Origin of the sequence: Isoptericola halotolerans (assembly GCF_003003075.1) — a bacterium.
Taxonomy (GTDB): Bacteria; Actinomycetota; Actinomycetes; order Actinomycetales; family Cellulomonadaceae; genus Isoptericola; species Isoptericola halotolerans_A.
In genome coordinates this window covers 74695-91767 of record NZ_PVTX01000001.1, presented here as the reverse complement: position 1 = coordinate 91767, position 17073 = coordinate 74695, and the positions used below count along the sequence as shown (strand labels likewise).

The 17073-nt window shown below is 74.3% G+C and carries 17 protein-coding genes and 1 riboswitch; of the genes, 4 read left to right on the top strand and 13 right to left on the bottom strand.

All coding sequences use genetic code 11. The features are described from left to right. Nucleotides 1-2: 2 nt before the first annotated feature. From eboE to BCL65_RS00460, 7 genes are all read right to left on the bottom strand, one after another. Nucleotides 3-1181 (bottom strand): metabolite traffic protein EboE, encoded by a 1179-nt coding sequence (gene eboE, locus BCL65_RS00490; protein ID WP_106264202.1) that lies wholly within the window; start codon nucleotides 1179-1181, stop codon nucleotides 3-5. Nucleotides 1182-1184: 3 nt separating this feature from the next. Beyond that, nucleotides 1185-2075, bottom strand: coding sequence for a TatD family hydrolase (locus BCL65_RS00485; protein WP_106264200.1), 891 nt, complete (start codon nucleotides 2073-2075; stop codon nucleotides 1185-1187). A gap of 56 nt (nucleotides 2076-2131) precedes the next feature. Further along, nucleotides 2132-2707 (bottom strand): EboA domain-containing protein, encoded by a 576-nt coding sequence (locus tag BCL65_RS00480; protein WP_106264199.1) that lies wholly within the window; start codon nucleotides 2705-2707, stop codon nucleotides 2132-2134. After that, nucleotides 2704-3591: a sugar phosphate isomerase/epimerase family protein gene (locus BCL65_RS00475; protein WP_207767742.1), complete on the bottom strand. Its 888-nt coding sequence runs from the start codon at nucleotides 3589-3591 to the stop codon at nucleotides 2704-2706. Before BCL65_RS00475 ends, BCL65_RS00480 begins: the two co-directional genes overlap by 4 nt. Beyond that, nucleotides 3588-4463 (bottom strand): SCO3242 family prenyltransferase, encoded by an 876-nt coding sequence (locus BCL65_RS00470; RefSeq protein ID WP_106264197.1) that lies wholly within the window; start codon nucleotides 4461-4463, stop codon nucleotides 3588-3590. Before BCL65_RS00470 ends, BCL65_RS00475 begins: the two co-directional genes overlap by 4 nt. After that, the gene (locus tag BCL65_RS00465; RefSeq protein WP_106264195.1) at nucleotides 4460-5695 is read right to left on the bottom strand and encodes an inositol-3-phosphate synthase; all 1236 of its coding nucleotides are present in this window, start codon (nucleotides 5693-5695) and stop codon (nucleotides 4460-4462) included. The genes BCL65_RS00470 and BCL65_RS00465 overlap by 4 nt, the downstream gene beginning before the upstream one ends. A gap of 91 nt (nucleotides 5696-5786) precedes the next feature. Next, a complete protein-coding gene (locus tag BCL65_RS00460) occupies nucleotides 5787-6368 on the bottom strand; it encodes a TetR/AcrR family transcriptional regulator (RefSeq protein ID WP_106264193.1) in 582 nt (193 codons plus the stop codon). Between the two features lie 73 nt (nucleotides 6369-6441). Here BCL65_RS00460 and BCL65_RS00455 point away from each other — a divergent pair, with 73 nt between their 5' ends. Continuing rightward, nucleotides 6442-6846: a VOC family protein gene (locus BCL65_RS00455; protein ID WP_106264192.1), complete on the top strand. Its 405-nt coding sequence runs from the start codon at nucleotides 6442-6444 to the stop codon at nucleotides 6844-6846. A gap of 4 nt (nucleotides 6847-6850) precedes the next feature. Here BCL65_RS00455 and BCL65_RS00450 read toward each other — a convergent pair whose 3' ends face one another. Then, complete coding sequence (locus BCL65_RS00450) at nucleotides 6851-8107, bottom strand: arginine deiminase (protein WP_106264190.1); 1257 nt, start codon at nucleotides 8105-8107, stop codon at nucleotides 6851-6853. Nucleotides 8108-8120: 13 nt separating this feature from the next. Then, on the bottom strand, nucleotides 8121-9566 hold the full coding sequence (locus BCL65_RS00445; RefSeq protein ID WP_106264189.1) for a basic amino acid/polyamine antiporter: 1446 nt from the start codon (nucleotides 9564-9566) through the stop codon (nucleotides 8121-8123). Nucleotides 9567-9786: 220 nt separating this feature from the next. Next, a riboswitch (cyclic di-AMP (ydaO/yuaA leader) is annotated at nucleotides 9787-9939 on the top strand. Between the two features lie 87 nt (nucleotides 9940-10026). On the opposite strand from BCL65_RS00445, the gene BCL65_RS00440 reads away from it, so the two are divergent. Next, on the top strand, nucleotides 10027-10923 hold the full coding sequence (locus BCL65_RS00440) for a M15 family metallopeptidase (protein WP_106264187.1): 897 nt from the start codon (nucleotides 10027-10029) through the stop codon (nucleotides 10921-10923). Nucleotides 10924-10932: 9 nt separating this feature from the next. Here the strand turns inward: BCL65_RS00440 and glmS are convergent, their stop codons facing one another. The 4 genes from glmS to BCL65_RS00420 all read right to left on the bottom strand — a co-directional run bounded on the left by glmS (nucleotide 10933) and on the right by BCL65_RS00420 (nucleotide 15047). Continuing rightward, entirely contained in the window at nucleotides 10933-12771 is a 1839-nt protein-coding gene (gene glmS / locus BCL65_RS00435; protein ID WP_106264185.1) for a glutamine--fructose-6-phosphate transaminase (isomerizing), read from the bottom strand. A 53-nt stretch (nucleotides 12772-12824) separates the two neighbouring features. Then, nucleotides 12825-13085 carry a hypothetical protein gene (locus tag BCL65_RS00430; RefSeq protein WP_106264184.1) on the bottom strand — a complete coding sequence of 87 codons (261 nt, stop codon included), beginning with the start codon at nucleotides 13083-13085 and terminating at the stop codon, nucleotides 12825-12827. 82 nt (nucleotides 13086-13167) lie between these two features. Next, nucleotides 13168-13788: a response regulator transcription factor gene (locus BCL65_RS00425; RefSeq protein ID WP_106264182.1), complete on the bottom strand. Its 621-nt coding sequence runs from the start codon at nucleotides 13786-13788 to the stop codon at nucleotides 13168-13170. Beyond that, entirely contained in the window at nucleotides 13785-15047 is a 1263-nt protein-coding gene (locus BCL65_RS00420; RefSeq protein ID WP_165800082.1) for a sensor histidine kinase, read from the bottom strand. The genes BCL65_RS00425 and BCL65_RS00420 overlap by 4 nt, the downstream gene beginning before the upstream one ends. A 158-nt stretch (nucleotides 15048-15205) precedes the next feature. Between BCL65_RS00420 and BCL65_RS00415 the strand changes: the two genes are divergently transcribed. Together BCL65_RS00415 and BCL65_RS00410 are read left to right on the top strand one after the other, a co-directional pair. Beyond that, the gene (locus tag BCL65_RS00415; RefSeq protein ID WP_106264180.1) at nucleotides 15206-16330 is read left to right on the top strand and encodes an ABC transporter permease; all 1125 of its coding nucleotides are present in this window, start codon (nucleotides 15206-15208) and stop codon (nucleotides 16328-16330) included. Nucleotides 16331-16360: 30 nt separating this feature from the next. Next, nucleotides 16361-17065, top strand: a complete 705-nt coding sequence (locus BCL65_RS00410; RefSeq protein WP_106264178.1) for an ABC transporter ATP-binding protein — start codon at nucleotides 16361-16363, stop codon at nucleotides 17063-17065. Nucleotides 17066-17073: the final 8 nt, after the last annotated feature.

Below are 17073 nucleotides of genomic sequence, written 5' to 3'. Positions count from 1 at the left end.
GTTCACAGGACCTCCATCCCCCGGTCGACGAGCCGCGCGCGCGTCCAGTCCAGCTCCGCCGCGATGCCGGCCACCAGGCCGTCGTCGTCGCGGGGCCGCAGGTGCGCGGGCAGCACCGACCACGTGTACGTCTCGGTCTCCAGGTGGTCCACGAGCGGGTGGGCGCCCCCGACCAGGAGCCCCAGCGCGTCCGTGAGCACGTCTCGCGTGCTCCGCAGCGGCGGGCGCGGGTCCGCGTGGAGCGGCACGTGGACGTGCACCCGCCACGGCCCCTCCCCCGGGAGAGCGTCCGCGGGACCGGTCCGGCCCAGCGCGTCCGGCAGGTCGTCGCGGCGCTGCACGGACGCGTCCCGCTGCTCGCGCACCTGGTGCAGGAACCGGGCCTCGACGAACTCCTCCAGCGCGGCCAGCGCCTCGGGGTCCGTCGGGTCGTCGCAGTGCAGCGCGGCGGAGACCTGCGTCTTGACCACGGCCAGCCCCGCGCCGTGCAGGTTCGCGAGCGCCTCGGCGGGGTCCTCGAACTCCGTGGCCAGGTGGCACAGGTCCACACAGGCACCGAGGCGCTCGGTATCGACCCCGTCCAGGTGCTCGGCGAGCCCCTCGGTGGTCTCGGCGACGCAGCCGGGCTCGGGCTCGAACGCGACCCGCACCGTCCGGCCCGTCCGGTCCTCGAGCGCGCCGAGGCCTTCGGCCAGCCGGTCGACCCGCTCGCGGGCCGCCCGCGCCCGGGCGGCGTCCCACGGCTCGCGCCAGCCCAGCGGCAGGGTGCTGATGCTGCCGCGCGCGACGTCGTCGGGCAGCAGCTCGCCGAGCACCTGCGCGCAGTCGAGGGTGTAGTGCAGCCGGTCGTCCTCGGTCCAGTCCGGGCGGTAGACCGCCTTCTTGACCACAGGCGCGTGGAAGTTGCCGTACGGGAACGCGTTGACGGTGACGACCTCCAGGCCCTCCCGGTCGAGCGCCTTGCGGAGCAGACCGACGGCGGCGGGGTCCGTCGCGAGCCGACGCGTCGCCTCGGCGGGGAGCCACAGGCCGAGGCCGAGGCGGTCGACGCCGAGACGGCGCCGGACCGGACCTGCGAACCGGCGGACCTGCTCGACGAGCCCGTCGACGTCCTGCGCCGGGTGGACGTTGGTGCCGTAGGACACGTGCAGGACGGTCCCGTCGGGGTGACGCAGGCGCACGGCTCAGCCCTCCGAACCCGCGGTGGCCGCGCCGCCCGGCGCCAGCGGCTCCCCCCGCTGGAGCGTGTTGCCCGCGAAGTCCCCGGCGTCGTCCGCGACGTCGTCGAGCAGCAGCCGCCCGCTCTGGCCGTAGAACGTGACCGGGTTGCGCCAGAGCACGCGGTCCACGTCGTCGTCGGAGTAGCCGCCCGCGAGCATGGCCTGCCCCGTGCGGTAGGTCTTCAGCGGGTCCGAGCGCCCCCAGTCCGCGGCGGAGTTGACCAGCACCCGGTCGAGCCCACGGCGGTCCAGGATCGCGACCATGCGGTCCTCGTCCATCTTGGTGTCCGGGTAGACCGAGAAGCCCGCCCAGCACCCGGCGTCGTCGACCAGGTCGACGGTCTTCTCGTTGAGGTGGTCCACGAGCACCCGTTCCGGCGGCAGGCCGACCTGGCCGACGATCTCCAGCGTGCGCCGCGTGCCGGCCACCTTGTCGCGGTGCGGGGTGTGCACCATGACCGGCAGGTCGTGCTCGCCGGCCAGCTCGAGCTGGCGCACCATCACCTTCTCCTCGGCGTCGGTCATCGAGTCGAAGCCGACCTCGCCGACGGCGACCACGCCGTCCTTCTCCAGGTAGCGCGGGAGCAGGTCGAGGACCTCCAGCAGCCGCGGGTCGTTCGCCTCCTTCGGGTTCAGCGCGATGGTGGCGTGGTGGGCGATGCCGAACTGCGCGGCCCGGAACCTCTCCCACCCCAGCAGACCGTCGAAGTAGTCGACGAACGAGCCGACCGACGTGCGCGGCTGGCCCAGCCAGAACGCGGGCTCGACGACGGCGCGCACCCCGGCGGCGTGCATCGCCTCGTAGTCGTCGGTCGTCCGGGAGGTCATGTGGATGTGCGGGTCGAAGATGCGCACGGCACTCTCCTCGGGTCGGTCCGCGGCGTCGCGGAGGGATCGGTCGGTCAGCTCGGTCAGCGGTCGGCGGCGGCCAGCAGCCGGTGCGCGTCCGCGGGGACGTCCCGGCCGGCGGCCTCGCGCTCCTCGGCGAACGCGCGGACCATGCGGTCCAGCTCGGCGTCCCGGCGGACGTCCAGGTCCGCGACCGCGGCGAGCGGCACGCCGGTGAAGAGGCACTTGAGGACGCCGTGGCGCCAGGCGTCCGCCGGCAGGTGCGCGGCGGCGTACGGCCCCATGGCGGCGGCCACGAGCCGGGTGTCGTTGGTGCGCAGCGCGTCGAGGACGACGGGCACCGCGCCGTCGCCGAGCCCCCGGTCGGCGAGCTCGGGCAGCGCCAGCAGCACGGCCCGGCGCTCGTCGGCGTCACCCACGGCGTACTGCGCGGCGACGACGTCGGCCGCCCCGTCCGGCCCCACCGCCTCGCAGGCGGTCACCAGCAGCCGGGACCGGGCGACGTCCTCGATCCGGCGGCCGTCCAGGCCAGGGCCACGCCCGACGACCCGGGCGGCCCGGGCGGACGCCAGCGGCAGCGCCGCGGGGTCGTGCCGGACCTCCTCGACGAGTGCGGCGAGGCGTTCCTCGGCGGTCATCTGGTCACCTCCTGGGTCTGGAGCGGGGCCCGCTCCCGGAGCGGGACGTCCGCCGCGTGCGCCGCGGCGCGGATCGCCTCGGCGCTCGACGCGACGAGCCGTGCGGCGGCGTGCGAGTGGCGGGGCAGCTCGACGGCGGCCAGGCCGTCGAACCCGGACTCGTGCAGCGCGGCCAGGACCCCGGGCAGGTCGACCGCCCCCGTGCCGAGCTCGAGGTGCTCGTGCACGCCACGCACCATGTCGTCCACCTGCACGTGGGCGATCAGGTCCCCCACCCGCCGCACCACGTCGGGTCCGGGGGCGTCCTCCACGCAGGTGAGGTGACCGACGTCCACGGTGAGCCGCAGGGCGTCCGGGTCGCCGAGCGCGCGGCGCAGGTCGAGCACGTCGTCGACCCGTTCGACGAGCATCCCCGGCTCGGGCTCGAACGCGAGGACGACCCCCGCGGCCTCCGCGACGGGGAGCAGCTCCTCGAGGCCGGCCAGCAGGCGCGCCCGCCCCGTCGCCGGCGAGGTGCCCGCCGGCAGGATCCCGGACCACAGGTGGACGACCCGCGACCCGAGGTCCGCGGCGACGTCGACGGCGATACGCAGCAGGTCGAGCCGGCGCTCGGCGCCGTCGTCGGACAGCAGCGTCGGCTCGTGCTTGCGCCGCGGGTCGAGCACGTAGCGGGCGCCGGTCTCGACGACCACCTGCAGGCCGTGGCGCTTTAGCATCCCCCGCACCAGCGCCGTGCGGGCCGCGAGGCCGGGGGCCAGGGGGTCCAGGTGCATGTGGTCGAGGGTGAGGGCCACGCCGCCGTACCCGTGCTCGGCGAGCAGGCCGAGCGCGTCGTCGAGGCGGTGGTCGGTCAGCCCGTTGGTCCCGTACGCCAGAGTGATCACGTGGGGCTCACCACCCGGGCGCCGGCCCGCGCCAACGGGACCACGGCCAGGAGGGCGAGCGCGGCGCCGACGGCTCCCTGCCCGGCGAGCAGGGCCGCCTGGAGGGGGACCATCCCGCGGATGCCGACGCCGGTCGCGCGCCGGGCGTTCCCGGCGTCGGGCGCCCGGACGACGTCAGCCTGGGCCGGGAGGACGGCGGCCACGTAGGTGGCGGCGAGCGCAGGTCCGGCGACCGACGTCGCCGCGCCACTGCCGGTGTCGCGGCGCGCACCCACCAGCGCGCCGAGGGCTGCCGCGGTGCCCGTGCCCACGGTGGCGGCCACGGCCGCGCGGGCCGTGCCGACGGTCGTGCCGTGCACCTCGCCCCGCGAGACCGCGGTGACGGCGAGCGTGTGCACGCCCAGCGCCGCCGCCGGGGCGAGGGCGGCGCGTCGGCCGCCGGCGCCCATCAGCACGTCCAGGAACCGGGTCGACGCCATGACCACGGGACCGGCCGCCGTCGGCTTGGCGACGAGGTCGTACGTCCACACCGCGGCTGCCAGCGCCGTCCCCACGGCGAGCGGCCGGCGCCCGGCCACCGCGGCGAACGCGAGCCCGACGCCGGTGAGCGCGGCGGCGGTACCCAGCGCCTCGTTCGGCGCAACGCGGCCCGACGGGACGGGGCGCTCCGGGCGCTCGACGGCGTCGAGCTCCCGGTCCGACCAGTCGTTGAGGGCCATACCCGCCCAGTAGAGCGCCGCCGAGGCGACGGGCAGCGCCGCCGTGCGCCGCCCGCTCGGCCAGCCTGCGGCCGCGGCGCCGACCAGCGTGTCACCGGGGACGGTGAGCGCCGCGGGGAGCCGGACGAGCTCGGCGAGGTCGCGCCACCTCATGCGACGCCGTCGGACGGCGCGACCGCCGCGTCGGCGTCGGCGGCCGGGCCGGCGTCGGCGGCCGGGCCGGCGTCGGCGGCCAGCTCGGCGCACCAGCGGGTGAGCGCTTGCCACTGGTCGGTGAGCGCGTGCGAGGTGCCGCCCAGCGGCTCCTTGAAGAAGAACCCGAGCGCGGCGACGGGGCCGCACTGGCCGGCCTGCTGCGCCCGGGCCAGGAGGCGGGCGAGGTCGAGGACCAGCGGCGCGGCGAGCGCGGAGTCGCAGCCCTCCCAGGTGACCTGCATGCGCATGCGGGTGCCGAGGAAGCCCTCGAACGAGACGTGGTCCCAGGCGGTCTTCCAGTCACCCATGTCGGCGACGTGGTCGATCCGGACCGGCCCGTCGACGGGGTAGCCGAGGATCGCCTCGAGCGCCATGGCCTTCGTGGCGGTCTTGCTGGCCGCGGCGGCGGGGTCCGCGAGCGTCCGGCCGTCCCCGCCCCCGAGGATGTTGAACGCCGCCCACGAGCGGACCTCGAGGGAGCGCATCGCGAACATGGGCGCCAGCGCCGACTTGAGCAGGGTCTCGCCGGTCTTGCCGTCCCGCCCCGCCCACGGCAGGTGGCGGGCCTTGGCGAGCTCTTCGAGCGCGGGCACGTGCGGGCCGGTGGACGGCGTGAACTCCACGAACGGGCAGTCGGCCCGGAACGCGGCATAGGCGTAGAGGGACGACGGCGGCAGGGCCGCGGTCCCGGCGTCGAGGGCGCGGTCGAGCTCGTCGAGGCTGCCGATGCGGGCCGCCTCGGGCGAGGGCGGCTCCGTGCTGGAGACGTCGACGACGACGAGGTGGTCGAGGTCGTGCTCGGCCCGGAAGGACCGCAGGTCCTGCTCGAGCCGGTCGGTGGTGGCCCGGTCCGCGGCGCCGGTGGCGCCCGGGCGGACCCGGGCGTCGATCTCGGCGAGCTCGTCGAGCACCTCCGCGACCGTGCCGGGCGGCACCACGCCCGAGCGCGCGAGCTCGTGGGCCCGTTCGACCATGCTGCCGGCGAGGTCGTGCCCGCCGAACACCAGGCCGTCGAGGGCCGGCAGCCCTGCTCGGGACACCTCCTCGAGCTCCGTGACCAGACCGGTCGGCGCGGTGCCGCCCCGGGCGAGGGCGAGCGCGCCGACGGTGGCGGTCGTCGCGACCGAGCCGCGAGCGCCGATGAACCAGACACCGGTACGGGTTCCACGGACGTCGTCATCATTGACCATGTCGCGCACACTACGCGACTTCTGTTTGCTGTCAAGCAAATGTCGGGCCACTTCTGCATCCGCAGGTCATGGCGCTGCGCGCCCCCGCGCGTCAGGGCGGCGGCGCCACCGCGTCGAGCAGGACGTCGAGCGCCCGGTGCGCGGCCTCACGCGCCTCCGCGTCACCGTCGCGCTCGGCGAGCCACAGCGCGGCCTCGTTCATCGCGCCGGAGAGCTGGGCCGTCAGCGCGTCGAGCAGGGCCGCGGGCACCCCCGCCTCGGCGAGGGCTTCCCGCAGGTGGACGGCCGACGACTCGGCGTCCAGCGCCCGCCACACCTGCCAGCCGACGACGGCGGGCGCCTCGACGAGCAGGATGCGCACCATCCGCGGCGCGGTGATCGCGTCGAGGAACGCGTGACTCCCGGCCCGCAGCCGGTCTGCGGGTCCGCCGGCGGCCTCCGCCGCTTCGACGAGAGTCGCCGCAACCTCTCGCTGCAGGTGCGCGGTCACCGCCCGGAACAGGCCGGCCTTGCTCCCGTAGTGGTGATAGACGGCCCCCCGCGTCACCCCGCCCGCGGTGGCGACGTCGTCGAGCGCGACGGCGGCGTAGCCCCGCTCGGCGAACAGGTCGGCGGCGATCTCGACGAGACGCCGGGCCGTCTCGGCAGCGGCCGCGGCGGTAGCGCGTGGCATGGGTCCTCCTGACATACACAGCGCATGTATAGTGGTTGGCATACGCAGTGTACGTATCGAGCCGAGGAGCGCCATGACCGCCACCAGCTTTTACCCCGTCCTCATGTCCGCGGACGTGAGCGCCGCGGCCGACTTCTACCACCGCGTCCTCGGCTTCGAGACCACGTTCGAGGCCGACTGGTACGTGAGCCTGCGTCGCAGCGCGTTCGAGCTGGCCCTGCTCGACGCCGCGCACCCCACCGTGCCCGCCGGGTTCGGCCGCCCCGTCCAGGGACTGCTGCTCAACCTCGAGGTGACCGACGTCGACGCGGAGCACCGCCGTCTGGTCGCGGTGCACGGCCTCGAGCCCGTGCTGGCGCTGCGCGACGAGGACTTCGGGCAGCGGCACTTCATCGTCGAGGCGCCCGACGGCGTCCTCGTCGACGTCATCCAGCCGATCGAGCCGTCGCCCGCGTTCGCCGCGGCCTACCGGGAGTGAGCGCTCAGTCCAGCGGGTCCCGCACGATCGGGCACGTCATGCAGTGCCCGCCACCGCGCCCGCGACCGAGCTCGGCGCCGACGATCGTGATGACCTCGACGCCCGCGCGCCGCAGCGCCGCGTTGGTGAGCGTGTTGCGGTCGTAGGTGAAGACCACCCCGGGCTCGAGCGCCACCGCGTTGTTGCCCGAGTCCCACTGCTGGCGTTCCGAGGCGTACACGTCCCCCGCCGTCTCGACCACGCGCAGCCGGTCCAGCCCCATGGCGTGGGCGACCACGTCGACGAACGGGGTGCCCCCGCGGTCCGTGACCTCCACGCCGGGCGAGCGGTCGGTCGGGCGCAGGACGTACGGGTGGATGCTGTCGACGATGGTCGGGTGCACCGTGACCAGGTCCCGGTCGGCGAACGTGAACACGGTGTCCAGGTGCATCGCCGCCCGCAGCCGCGGCATGCCGGCCACGACCACCTGCTGCGCCGCTCCGGCGTCGAACAACGCCTTGGCGAACTGGCTGATGGCCTGGCGCGACGTCCGTTCGCTCATGCCGACCAGGACGACGCCGGCACCCACCGGCATGACGTCGCCGCCCTCGAGCGTGGCCTGACCCCAGTCCTGCTCCGGGTCCCCCCACCACACCGTGGCGTCCCGGTACTCCGGGTGGAACGAGTAGATCGCCTTCATCAGCAGCGTCTCGTCCTTGCGTGCCCGCCAGTACAGCGGGTTGAGCGTGAGGCCGCCGTAGATCCAGCACGTCGTGTCCCGGGTGTACAGGGTGTTCGGCAGCGGCGGCAGCAGGTACTCCCGGGCGTCCGGCGCTTCCTGGGCGAGCGACACGTAGCCCGTGCGGTAGTCCCCCGGCAGGTCGGCCGTGGACAGCCCACCCACCAGGAACCGGGACAGCTCCGGCGCGGACAACGAGTCGAGATAGGCGCGGGTGCCCTCCACCAGCCCGAGCCCGACCCGGTTCGGCACCACCTTGCGGTCCAGCAGCCACGACCGCGCCTCGGGCAGCGCCATCGTCTCCGCGAGCAGGTCGTGCAGCTCCACCACCTCGACGCCCCGGTTCGTCAGCTTGTTGACGAAGTCCAGGTGGTCCCGCTGGGCCGCCTCGACCCACATGACGTCGTCGAACAGCAGCTCGTCGGAGGTGGTCGGGGTCAGGCGCTCGTGCGCCAGGCCCGGCGCGCACACCAGGACCTTGCGCAGCCGGCCCACCTCGGAGTGGACGCCGTGCGTCACGGCGCCGCCCACGTGTGCAGTCATGCTTCTCCTTCGCTCACAGGGATATCCAGCCCGACACGAGCCCGACGACGCCGGCCACCGCCCCGGCCGTGACGGCCAGGAAGACGACCAGCTCGGCCGGCGCGAACACCCGCCGACCCTGCTCACGGCGCGTCATCGCGAACAGCAGCGTCGCCGGGGCGTAGAAGATGAGGGAGATCAGCAGGAACGACAGTCCCGCCGCGAAGACCAGGAACGTGGTGTAGACCGTCGCCAGCACCGCCACCACCAGGTCGGCGCGCAGCGTCGCCCGCGGGGCGCCGTCGTACGTCTCGCGCGTCGCGCGGAGCTTGAGCGCGTAGGCCGCGGCGAACAGGAACGGGATCACCGACATCGCGGCGGTGAGGTCGAGCGCGAAGTCGAACGCGTCGGCGGAGAACAGGGTGACCACCAGCACGACCTGCGACAGCAGGGTGCTGAGGAACAGGGCGTTCACCGGCACGTCCCGGTCGGTGGCGCGCGCGAGGAAGCGCGGCATGTCGCGGTCCTTGGCTGCCACGTAGAGCACCTCGGCGGCCATCAGCGTCCAGGCGAGGTAGGCACCCAGCACCGAGATGATCAGGCCGACGCTGACGAAGGCGGTCCCCCAGTCACCGACGGCGGCCTCCAGCACCCCGGCCATCGACGGCTGCCGGAGCTCGGCGATCTCCTCCACCGGCATGATCCCGTAGGACACCATCGTCACCGACGCGAACACCGCGAGCACGCTGCCGAACCCGAGCAGGGTCGCCCGGCCGACGTCCTCCCGGCGGCGCGCGTGCCGCGAGTAGACGCTGGCCCCCTCCACGCCGAGGAACACGAAGACCGTCACGAGCATGGTGTCGCGCACCTGGTCGAAGAGGGACCCGTAGGACTCCCCCGCCCAGTTCCCGGCGAAGACGGCCGGGTCGAAGACGAAGACGGCGATCAGCACGAAGACGACGATCGGCACCAGCTTGGCCACGGTGACGACCCTGTTGATCGCCGTGGCCTCCTGGATCCCCCGCCGCACGAGCAGGAAGAACAGCCACAGCCCGGCGGACGACAGCGCGACCGCGAGCAGCGTGTCGCCGGCACCGAGCTGCGGGAACCACGCGCCCAGCGTGGACATGATGAGGACCCAGTAGGTCACGTTGCCGACGCAGGCGCTCGCCCAGTAGCCCGCCGCCGAGAAGAACCCCGTGTAGTCGCCGAACCCGGCCTTGGCGTAGGCGTAGACCCCGGCGTCGAGCTCCGGCTTGCGGACCGCGAGCCGCTGGAAGACCAGCGCCAGGGTGAGCATGCCCGCCCCGGCGACCGCCCAGGCGACGATCGCCCCGGCGACACCGGTCTCCTGGGCGAAGCGGCGCGGCAACGAGAACACGCCGGCACCGACCATCGACCCGACCACCATCGCGGTGAGGGTGAGCACGCCCACGCGGGTGCCCGTCGAGGGGCCAGCCCCGTCAGTCCGCTCCGCCATGTCGCCGCCCCACCCGCGCCGTCGGTCGCCGTCCTCGCGATCCTGGCAGGCGCCGAGGAGCAGCGCACCCGGAGGCGCACCGCAGGCGCTCTCCGAGGCAACCCGAGACAGAAGCCGGCATGCCGTTATCCGTTCGTGACAAACCCGGTCCCGGCGGGGTAGGTTCTGCCTACCTCGCCAGGTCGCGGGGTACGTCGCGCGGGCGCCGAGCCCTGTCACCGTGCGTCGTCGACCGAAGCAGACACGGGGCGGGGGAACCAACGACGGGCGCCACGGCGCCCTTGGGGTGAAGCCGACGCGCAGTGCGCGTCGGCCGGGTCAGTCTCCGACCCGAATCCGACAGCTAACCCCGAAGGCGACAGGAGATGACGATGACCAGGCACACCCGCGCGCCCGGCCGCACCGGCGGGGCGACCACGTCCAGCACCACCCCGACCCCGCGCCGCCGCGAGGGGGCCCGATGAGCCGGGCGCGCCGCGGCCGGCACTTCGCCGAGCCGCCCGCCCGCGCTCCCCGCGCGACCCGCTCGACCGGTGCGACCCGCTCAGCCGGTCCGACCCGCTCGACCGGTGCCGCGCGCGCCGCCCGTCCGCCCCGCGCTGGCCGGGTCGGCGCCGGATTCGCCCTCGCGCTGGCCACCGCGTCCGCCGTCGTCGCCCCCGCCGTCCTGCCGGAGGAGGCCAACGCCGAGGGCAGCGCCACCACGACCATCGACCCGGCGACCCTGGCCGCGGCCGAGCGGGCCGTCGCCGAGCGGTCCGACGGCGCGGCCGCCTCGCGTTCCGGCACGGCCCGCGCGCCACGCTCAGTGGAAGCGATCGTCGTCGACCAGGGGGCCAAGGTGTCCCGGGACGGCGACCGCATCGACCGGGACGCGATCAAGATCGTGCCGGCCGAGCCGGCACCGGCCGCGCCGGACGAGCGCGTGCCGCCACCGGGCTGCGACCCGAGCATCGACCCTCAGGGCAGCAACGGCCGCCTCTCGACGGCCGACCTCTGCGCGCCGTGGGCCGGCGCGGTGCTCCTGCGCGCCGACGCCGCGACCGCCCTCGCCGCGCTGAACGACGCGTACGTCGAGCAGTTCGGCGAGCGGATGTGCATCACGGACGGCTACCGCAGCTACGACCAGCAGGTCGTGCTCAAGGCCCAGAAGCCGGGCCTGGCGGCTGCTCCGGGCACGTCGAACCACGGCTGGGGCCTGGCGATCGACATCTGCCCGGAGTCCTACTCCGGCGACCGCTGGGCCTGGCTGGCCGAGCACGGCCCCGCGGCGGGGTGGACCAACCCGGCCTGGGCCCGCCAGGGCGGGGCGGGACCCTACGAGCCGTGGCACTGGGAGTTCTCCCCCGCCGCGTAGCGGGGCGCGTCACTCCACGGTGACGGACTTCGCCAGGTTGCGCGGCCGGTCGACGTCCTCGCCGAGCGCCACGGCGGCGTGGTAGCCGAGGAGCTGGGTGGGGATCGTCAGGAGGATCGGGTCGAGCTCGACCTCGTTGCGCGGCACCTCGATCCGGGAGGTCGCCGCGTCGCCGAGCTCGACGCCCGGGTGCGTGATCGCGACGACGGCGCCACCGCGTGCCCGGATCTCCTGGGCGGCCGTGATGTTGCGCTCCACGAGGTCGTCGTCCGGGATGATCGCGACCGACGGCAGCTCGGGGCTGATGAGGGCGAGCGGGCCGTGCTTGAGCTCGCTCGTCGGGTACGCCTCGGCGTGCCGGTAGGTGATCTCCTTGAACTTCTGCGCACCCTCGCGCGCGACGGGGTAGCCCCGCACGCGGCCGACGAAGAACAGGCTCGGGGCCGTCGAGAGCTCCTTCGCGGCGGCGGCGAGCGCCTCCTCGCCGGCCAGGATCTCGGCGATCTGGCCGGGGATCGCCCGCAGCCCGGCGATGATGCGCCGGCCGTCGGCGAACGACAGGTCGTGCACCCGCCCGAGGGTCAGCGCCAGCAGCGCGAAGCCGATCGACATGTGCGTCAGCGCCTTGGTGGAGGCCACCGCGACCTCGGGGCCCGCGTGCAGGTAGACCCCGCCGTCGACCTCCCGGGCGATGGACGAGCCCACGGCGTTGACGAGGCCGACGACGGTGCCGCCCTTGCGCTGCACCTCGCGCACCGCGAAGAGCGTGTCGGCGGTCTCGCCGGACTGGCTGACGACCACGTACAGCGTGCTCGGCTCGATGATCGGGTTGCGGTAGCGGAACTCGCTCGCGGGCTCGGCGTCGGCGGGGATGCGCGCCAGGTCCTCGATCATCGAGGCCCCGAGCTGGCCGACGTAGTAGGCGGACCCGCAGCCGAGCACCTTGACGCGCTCGAAGCGGCGCAGGTCGCGCGGCTCGAGGTTGAGGCCGGCGAGCTTGGCGGTGCCGAAGCGGTCGTCGAGGCGCCCGGTGAGCATCCGCTCCACGGACTCCGGCTGCTCGTGGATCTCCTTGTGCATGAAGTGCTCGTGGCCGTCGAGCTCCAGCTCCTCGACGGTGAGGTCGATCGTGACGGCGGCCCGCGCCGTGCGCTCCTCGCCGTCGGTGAAGCTGTGGAAGCCGTCGGCGGTGACGGTGGCGAAGTCGCCGTCGTCGAGCAGCACGACCTGGCTGGTGTGCCGCACGATCGCGGCAGGGTCCGAGGCGACGAACATCTCGCCGTCGCCCACCCCGAGCAGCAGCGGGGAGCCGTTGCGGGCCACGACGATCCGCTCGGGGGTCTGGGTGTCGAGCACGGCGAGGGCGTAGGTCCCCACGATCTGCGCGACGGCGGCACGCACCGCGTCCTCGAGGCTCAGCCCGGTCGCGAGCTCGCGCGCCACGAGGTGGGCGACCACCTCGGTGTCGGTGTCGGAGGTGAGCTCGACGCCGTCGTCGGCCAGCCGGCTGCGCAGCGTCGCGAAGTTGTCGATGATCCCGTTGTGGACCACGTGGACCCGGCCGTCGGCCGAGGTGTGCGGGTGGGCGTTGCGCTCGCTGGGCTCGCCATGGGTCGCCCAGCGCGTGTGGCCGATGCCGGTGGTGCCGGCCAGGCGCGCGGGCAGGGCGGCCTCGAGGTCACGGACACGACCCTGGGCGCGGACCACCCGCGACGGGTTGGCGCTCGAGCGCGGGTTGAGCACGGCGACGCCGGCCGAGTCGTAGCCGCGGTACTCCAGGCGTGTCAGGCCCTCGACGAGGACGGGTGCTGCCTGCTGGGGGCCGACGTAGCCGACGATTCCGCACATGGGTGCTGCTCCAGGGTGGTGACGGGTGTGAGGGGTGGATGCCTGCCGGTGGGCTATCCGTAGACGATCCGGCGGACCTGGCGCTCGGTGAGCTCCGGCGCGGCCACGACGCGGTCCTGCAGCTCCGTGGTGATGCGCGCGTAGATCTCGGCGTTGCGGTGCCCCGAGGTCTGCAGGGCCGCGTGGCGGCGCCGGACGTAGTCCTCGACCGGTTCGGAGTACCAGGCGAGGACGTCCTCGACCACGCGCGCCGCCTCCGACGGGTTCAGGCCCGTCGTGAGCGCCACGCGGGAGACGAGCTCGGCGTCGGTCACCGGTTCATCATGCGCTCCTCGCGCATGAGTGTCCAGAATCTGCCCGAATTCAGGCAGATCCAGGATTCAGGTAGCTTCGAGGTCAGAGCATGCCGCGGTCGCGTGCGGTCGCGGCGGCTGCGGTGCGTGACCGGGTGCCGAGCTTGGTGTTGATGTGGGCCAGGTGCGACTTGATGGTGGCGACGGAGACGAAGAGCTCGCGTGCGATGGCGTCGTTGGAGCGGCCTGCTGCGACCAGGCGCAGAACCTCGAGCTCGCGTGTGCTGAGGTTCTCGCTCGGGCTCCGCATCCGGCCGAGGAGCCGGCGCTGTACGTCCGGTCCGAGGGCGACCTCTCCTGCGGCGGCCGACCGGACGGCGCGGGCGAGCTCGTCGGTGGGTGCGTCCTTGAGGAGGTAGCCGGTGGCGCCGGCCTCGATGGCGGCGAGGATGTCGGCGTCGGTCCCGTAGGTGGTGACGACGAGCACCGGCGTGCGGTGCCGGCGCACGATGGTCCCGGTGGCTGTGGCCCCGCCCATCCGGGCGTCGCCGAAGCGCAGGTCGAGGAGGATGACGTCGGCCTGGCCGCCGTCGTCGAGCCAGGCGAGCAGGTCTTCGGCGGTCGAGGTCTCGTGGACGACCTGCATGTCCGGCTGGCTGTCGACGACGGCGCGCAACCCGGCGCGGACCACCGGGTGGTCGTCGGCGAGGACGACGTCGATCATGGGGCGTCCTCCGGTCCTCGGGTGGGCAGGGTGACGGCGACGGCGGTCCCGCTGCCGGGGCTGGTCTCCAGCGCGAGGGTGCCACCGAGCTCGTGGACGCGCGAGCGGATGGCGGGGATGCCGAAGCCTCGTCCGCGGGCTCGGTCGTCGCCCAGCCGTGCGGCGTCGAACCCCGTGCCGTCATCGACGACGTCGAGGGTGACGGTGTCGTCGTCATAGGTCACCGTCATCCGGGCATGGGCGGCGCCCGCGTGCTCGGTGACGTTGGCGAGTGCGGACTGGGCGATGCGCAGCAGCGCGGTCTCCAGCGGAACCGGCAGGGGGCGGGGCGTGCCGCTGGTGCGGACCGAGACCGCCAACGGCCTCCGCCGTCCGGCGTCGGTGTCGTCGTCGGTGTCGTCGTCGGTGGTCGCGGCGCGCTCGGCGACCCGGCGCAGCGCCGCGACGAGGGTGGTGCGTTCGAGGTCACCGGGAGTGAGGTCCTCGACGACGCGCCGCGCCTCGGCGAGGCTGTCGCGCGCCGCGGCGCGCGCCTGTTCGATCAGCGTCCGTGCCTTGTCGTCGTCGGTGCCGACGGCGTCGTCCGCCGCGCGGAGCAGCAGCTCGATCGCGGACAGGGACTGCGCCAGGGTGTCGTGGATGTCCCGGGCGAGGCGGGCCCGTTCGTCGGTGACGGCCCGCTCCCGCTCGGCCTGGGCGAGGTGCTGGCGCACCTGGGTCAGCTCGTCGACGGTGCGCTGGCGCGTCTGGGACTCGCGGACGAACGCCTCGATACCGCTGACCACGCCCACGGCGACAGCCGCTCCGAGCACCGGGCCGAGCACGAACCCGGTCCAGGGCTCGCCGACGTCGGCCTGCACCAGCAGGCCGTCGGCGACGGCGAGCACCGCGGTGAGGACGACCGCGACGACGCCGCGGTGGGGACCGAGAGCGTGCATCTGCAGCAGCATGAGCGGGAACGCGAGCCAGAGCGCCGCCGGGGACAGCCACAGCAGCGCGGCCCAGGCGACCAGGAGTGCGGCGATCCACGCGACGTCCGGCCACCAGCGTCCCCTGGGGGTGTCCACGGACCGTTCGTGCACCCGCACGACCAGACGACCCCAGACGTAGAGCGCGCCGAACGCTCCCGCGACGAGCAGCACAGGCCAGCCGACGCCCGAGGGCGCCTGCACCACGGCGACCACGACGAGGGCCGCGATCAGGACGTCCAGTCCCTGGATGACGCCGCGGGTCGCCGACGGCAGGGGGTGGCGGATCACCTGTCCACGGTAGCCAGGCCCGGCGGCGGCGCATCGTCCGAAAGGTTGATCGGCGGACCACACCTTCGGCTCCGCAGGATCACCCCGGATCGCGATGACCGCACGCCTGCCCACACCGAGGCTGGAGGCAGTCCCAGCCAACGTGTGTGGAGGTTCCCGTGTTCGTCGCCCTGCGCGATCTGCAGCATGCCCGAGGCCGCTTCGTCCTGATGTCCGTGGTGATCGTGCTCATCACCTTCCTCGTCACGTTCCTCGCCTCCCTCACCGCAGGCCTCGCTCGGGAGTCGACGTCCGCCGTCACCGACCTGCCCGCAGACCACATCGCGTTCTCCATGCCCGCGGAGGACGACGCCCCCGAGTTCACCGCCTCGCGCGTCGAGGCCGACCAGTGGGATGCCTGGGCCGACGTCGAGGGCGTCGAGTCCGCCGACCCGCTGGGCGTGGCGACGACCCGCGCCGAGACGGACGGCACCACGGCGTCGGTGACCGCGCTCGGCGTCGACGAGGGCACGAACCTGGTGCCCGGTTCTGACGGCGAGGGTGACGACGGCGAGGCCGGGGACGTCGAGCCGGGCACCGTCGTGCTCACCCCCGAGGCCGCGGGCGCCCTCGATGCGCAGACCGGCGACATCGTGACGCTCGGCGGGACCGCCCTCACCGTCGCCGCGACCGTGGAGGCCGACCAGTCGTTCTCCCACACCCCCGTCGTGTGGACCTCGCTCGACGACTGGCAGGACATCGGCGCCCGCGGCTCCGCGACCGCCGGCGGCGGTGCCGACCCTGTGGCGACCGTCGTCGCCCTCACCACGACCGACGACGCCGACCTCGCCGCGGCGGACGACGCGCTCGGCACCACGACCGTCACCACCTCGGACGCCCGCTCGGCCGTGTCGTCCTTCGCCGGCGAGAACACGTCGCTGACCACGATGCAGGCGTTCCTGCTGGTCATCTCCGCCCTCGTGGTGGGCGCGTTCTTCACCGTCTGGACCATCAGCCGCTCCGGCGACATCGCCGTGCTGAAGGCCCTCGGTGGCTCCACCGGCTACCTGCTGCGCGACGCCCTCGGACAGGCCGCGGTGCTGCTGGTCGGTGGCGTCGCGGTCGGCACCGGGCTGTCTGTGGCCGCCGCGACCCTGCTGCCGGACGCCGTCCCCGTCGTCGTCACCACCGCTACGACCCTCGTGCCCGCCGCGGGCCTGATCCTCCTCGGCCTCGTCGGCGCCGGCGTCTCGGTGGCGCGCATCACCCGCATCGACCCGCACGCGGCCCTCGCCGCCCGCTGACCGTCCTCGCCCGCACCGAAGGAGCCACCCGTGGACCTGCACCTGGAGCACATCACCCTCGTCTACCCCGACGGGGACAGCACCCTCACCGCCGTCGACGACGTCGACCTCACCGTCCCTGCCGGCACGACCACCGCCCTGCTGGGTCCGTCCGGTGCCGGCAAGTCCAGCCTCCTGGCCGTCGCGGCCGGACTGACCCAGCCCAGCCGCGGCACGGTCACCATCGGTGCTGACGTCGTGTTCACGCCCGACACCTCGGTGGCCGACTCGACGCGCGTACGGCTCGAGCGCATCGGCATGGTGTTCCAGTCGCCGCAGCTGCTCGGGTCGTTGACGGCGCTGGAGCAGCTCGAGCTGCACGCCCACCTGCGCGGGAAGCGCCCGGCCAGCGTGCGCGAGCGCGGCATGGAGCTGCTCGACGCCGTCGGCGTGGCCGACCACGCGCACAAGCGGCCCGCGCAGCTGTCCGGCGGGCAGCGTCAGCGGGTCGCGATCGCCCGCGCCCTCGTCGGGCGGCCCGAGGTGCTGCTCGTCGACGAGCCGACCTCCGCGCTCGACCACGAGCGCGGCACGCAGGTGGTCGAGCTGATCACGGGACTGGCCCGCGAGATGGCGGCGGCGACGCTGCTGGTGTCGCACGACGCCTCGACGCTCGCGACCGTCGACGCCACCGTGCGCATGCTCGACGCGCGCCTGGAGGAGTCCGCGCCGCTCGCCGCGGTCCGACCCGCCTGACCGACCCG

Coding starts and splice junctions, on each gene's coding strand:
- BCL65_RS00480 (WP_106264199.1), bottom strand. CDS start 2,707: ATGACCGCCGAGGAACGCCTCGCCGCACTCGTCGAGGAGGTCCGGCAC.
- BCL65_RS00470 (WP_106264197.1), bottom strand. CDS start 4,463: ATGAGGTGGCGCGACCTCGCCGAGCTCGTCCGGCTCCCCGCGGCGCTC.
- BCL65_RS00465 (WP_106264195.1), bottom strand. CDS start 5,695: ATGGTCAATGATGACGACGTCCGTGGAACCCGTACCGGTGTCTGGTTC.
- BCL65_RS00460 (WP_106264193.1), bottom strand. CDS start 6,368: ATGCCACGCGCTACCGCCGCGGCCGCTGCCGAGACGGCCCGGCGTCTC.
- BCL65_RS00455 (WP_106264192.1), top strand. CDS start 6,442: ATGACCGCCACCAGCTTTTACCCCGTCCTCATGTCCGCGGACGTGAGC.
- BCL65_RS00450 (WP_106264190.1), bottom strand. CDS start 8,107: ATGACTGCACACGTGGGCGGCGCCGTGACGCACGGCGTCCACTCCGAG.
- BCL65_RS00445 (WP_106264189.1), bottom strand. CDS start 9,566: ATGGCGGAGCGGACTGACGGGGCTGGCCCCTCGACGGGCACCCGCGTG.
- BCL65_RS00440 (WP_106264187.1), top strand. CDS start 10,027: ATGAGCCGGGCGCGCCGCGGCCGGCACTTCGCCGAGCCGCCCGCCCGC.
- glmS (WP_106264185.1), bottom strand. CDS start 12,771: ATGTGCGGAATCGTCGGCTACGTCGGCCCCCAGCAGGCAGCACCCGTC.
- BCL65_RS00425 (WP_106264182.1), bottom strand. CDS start 13,788: ATGATCGACGTCGTCCTCGCCGACGACCACCCGGTGGTCCGCGCCGGG.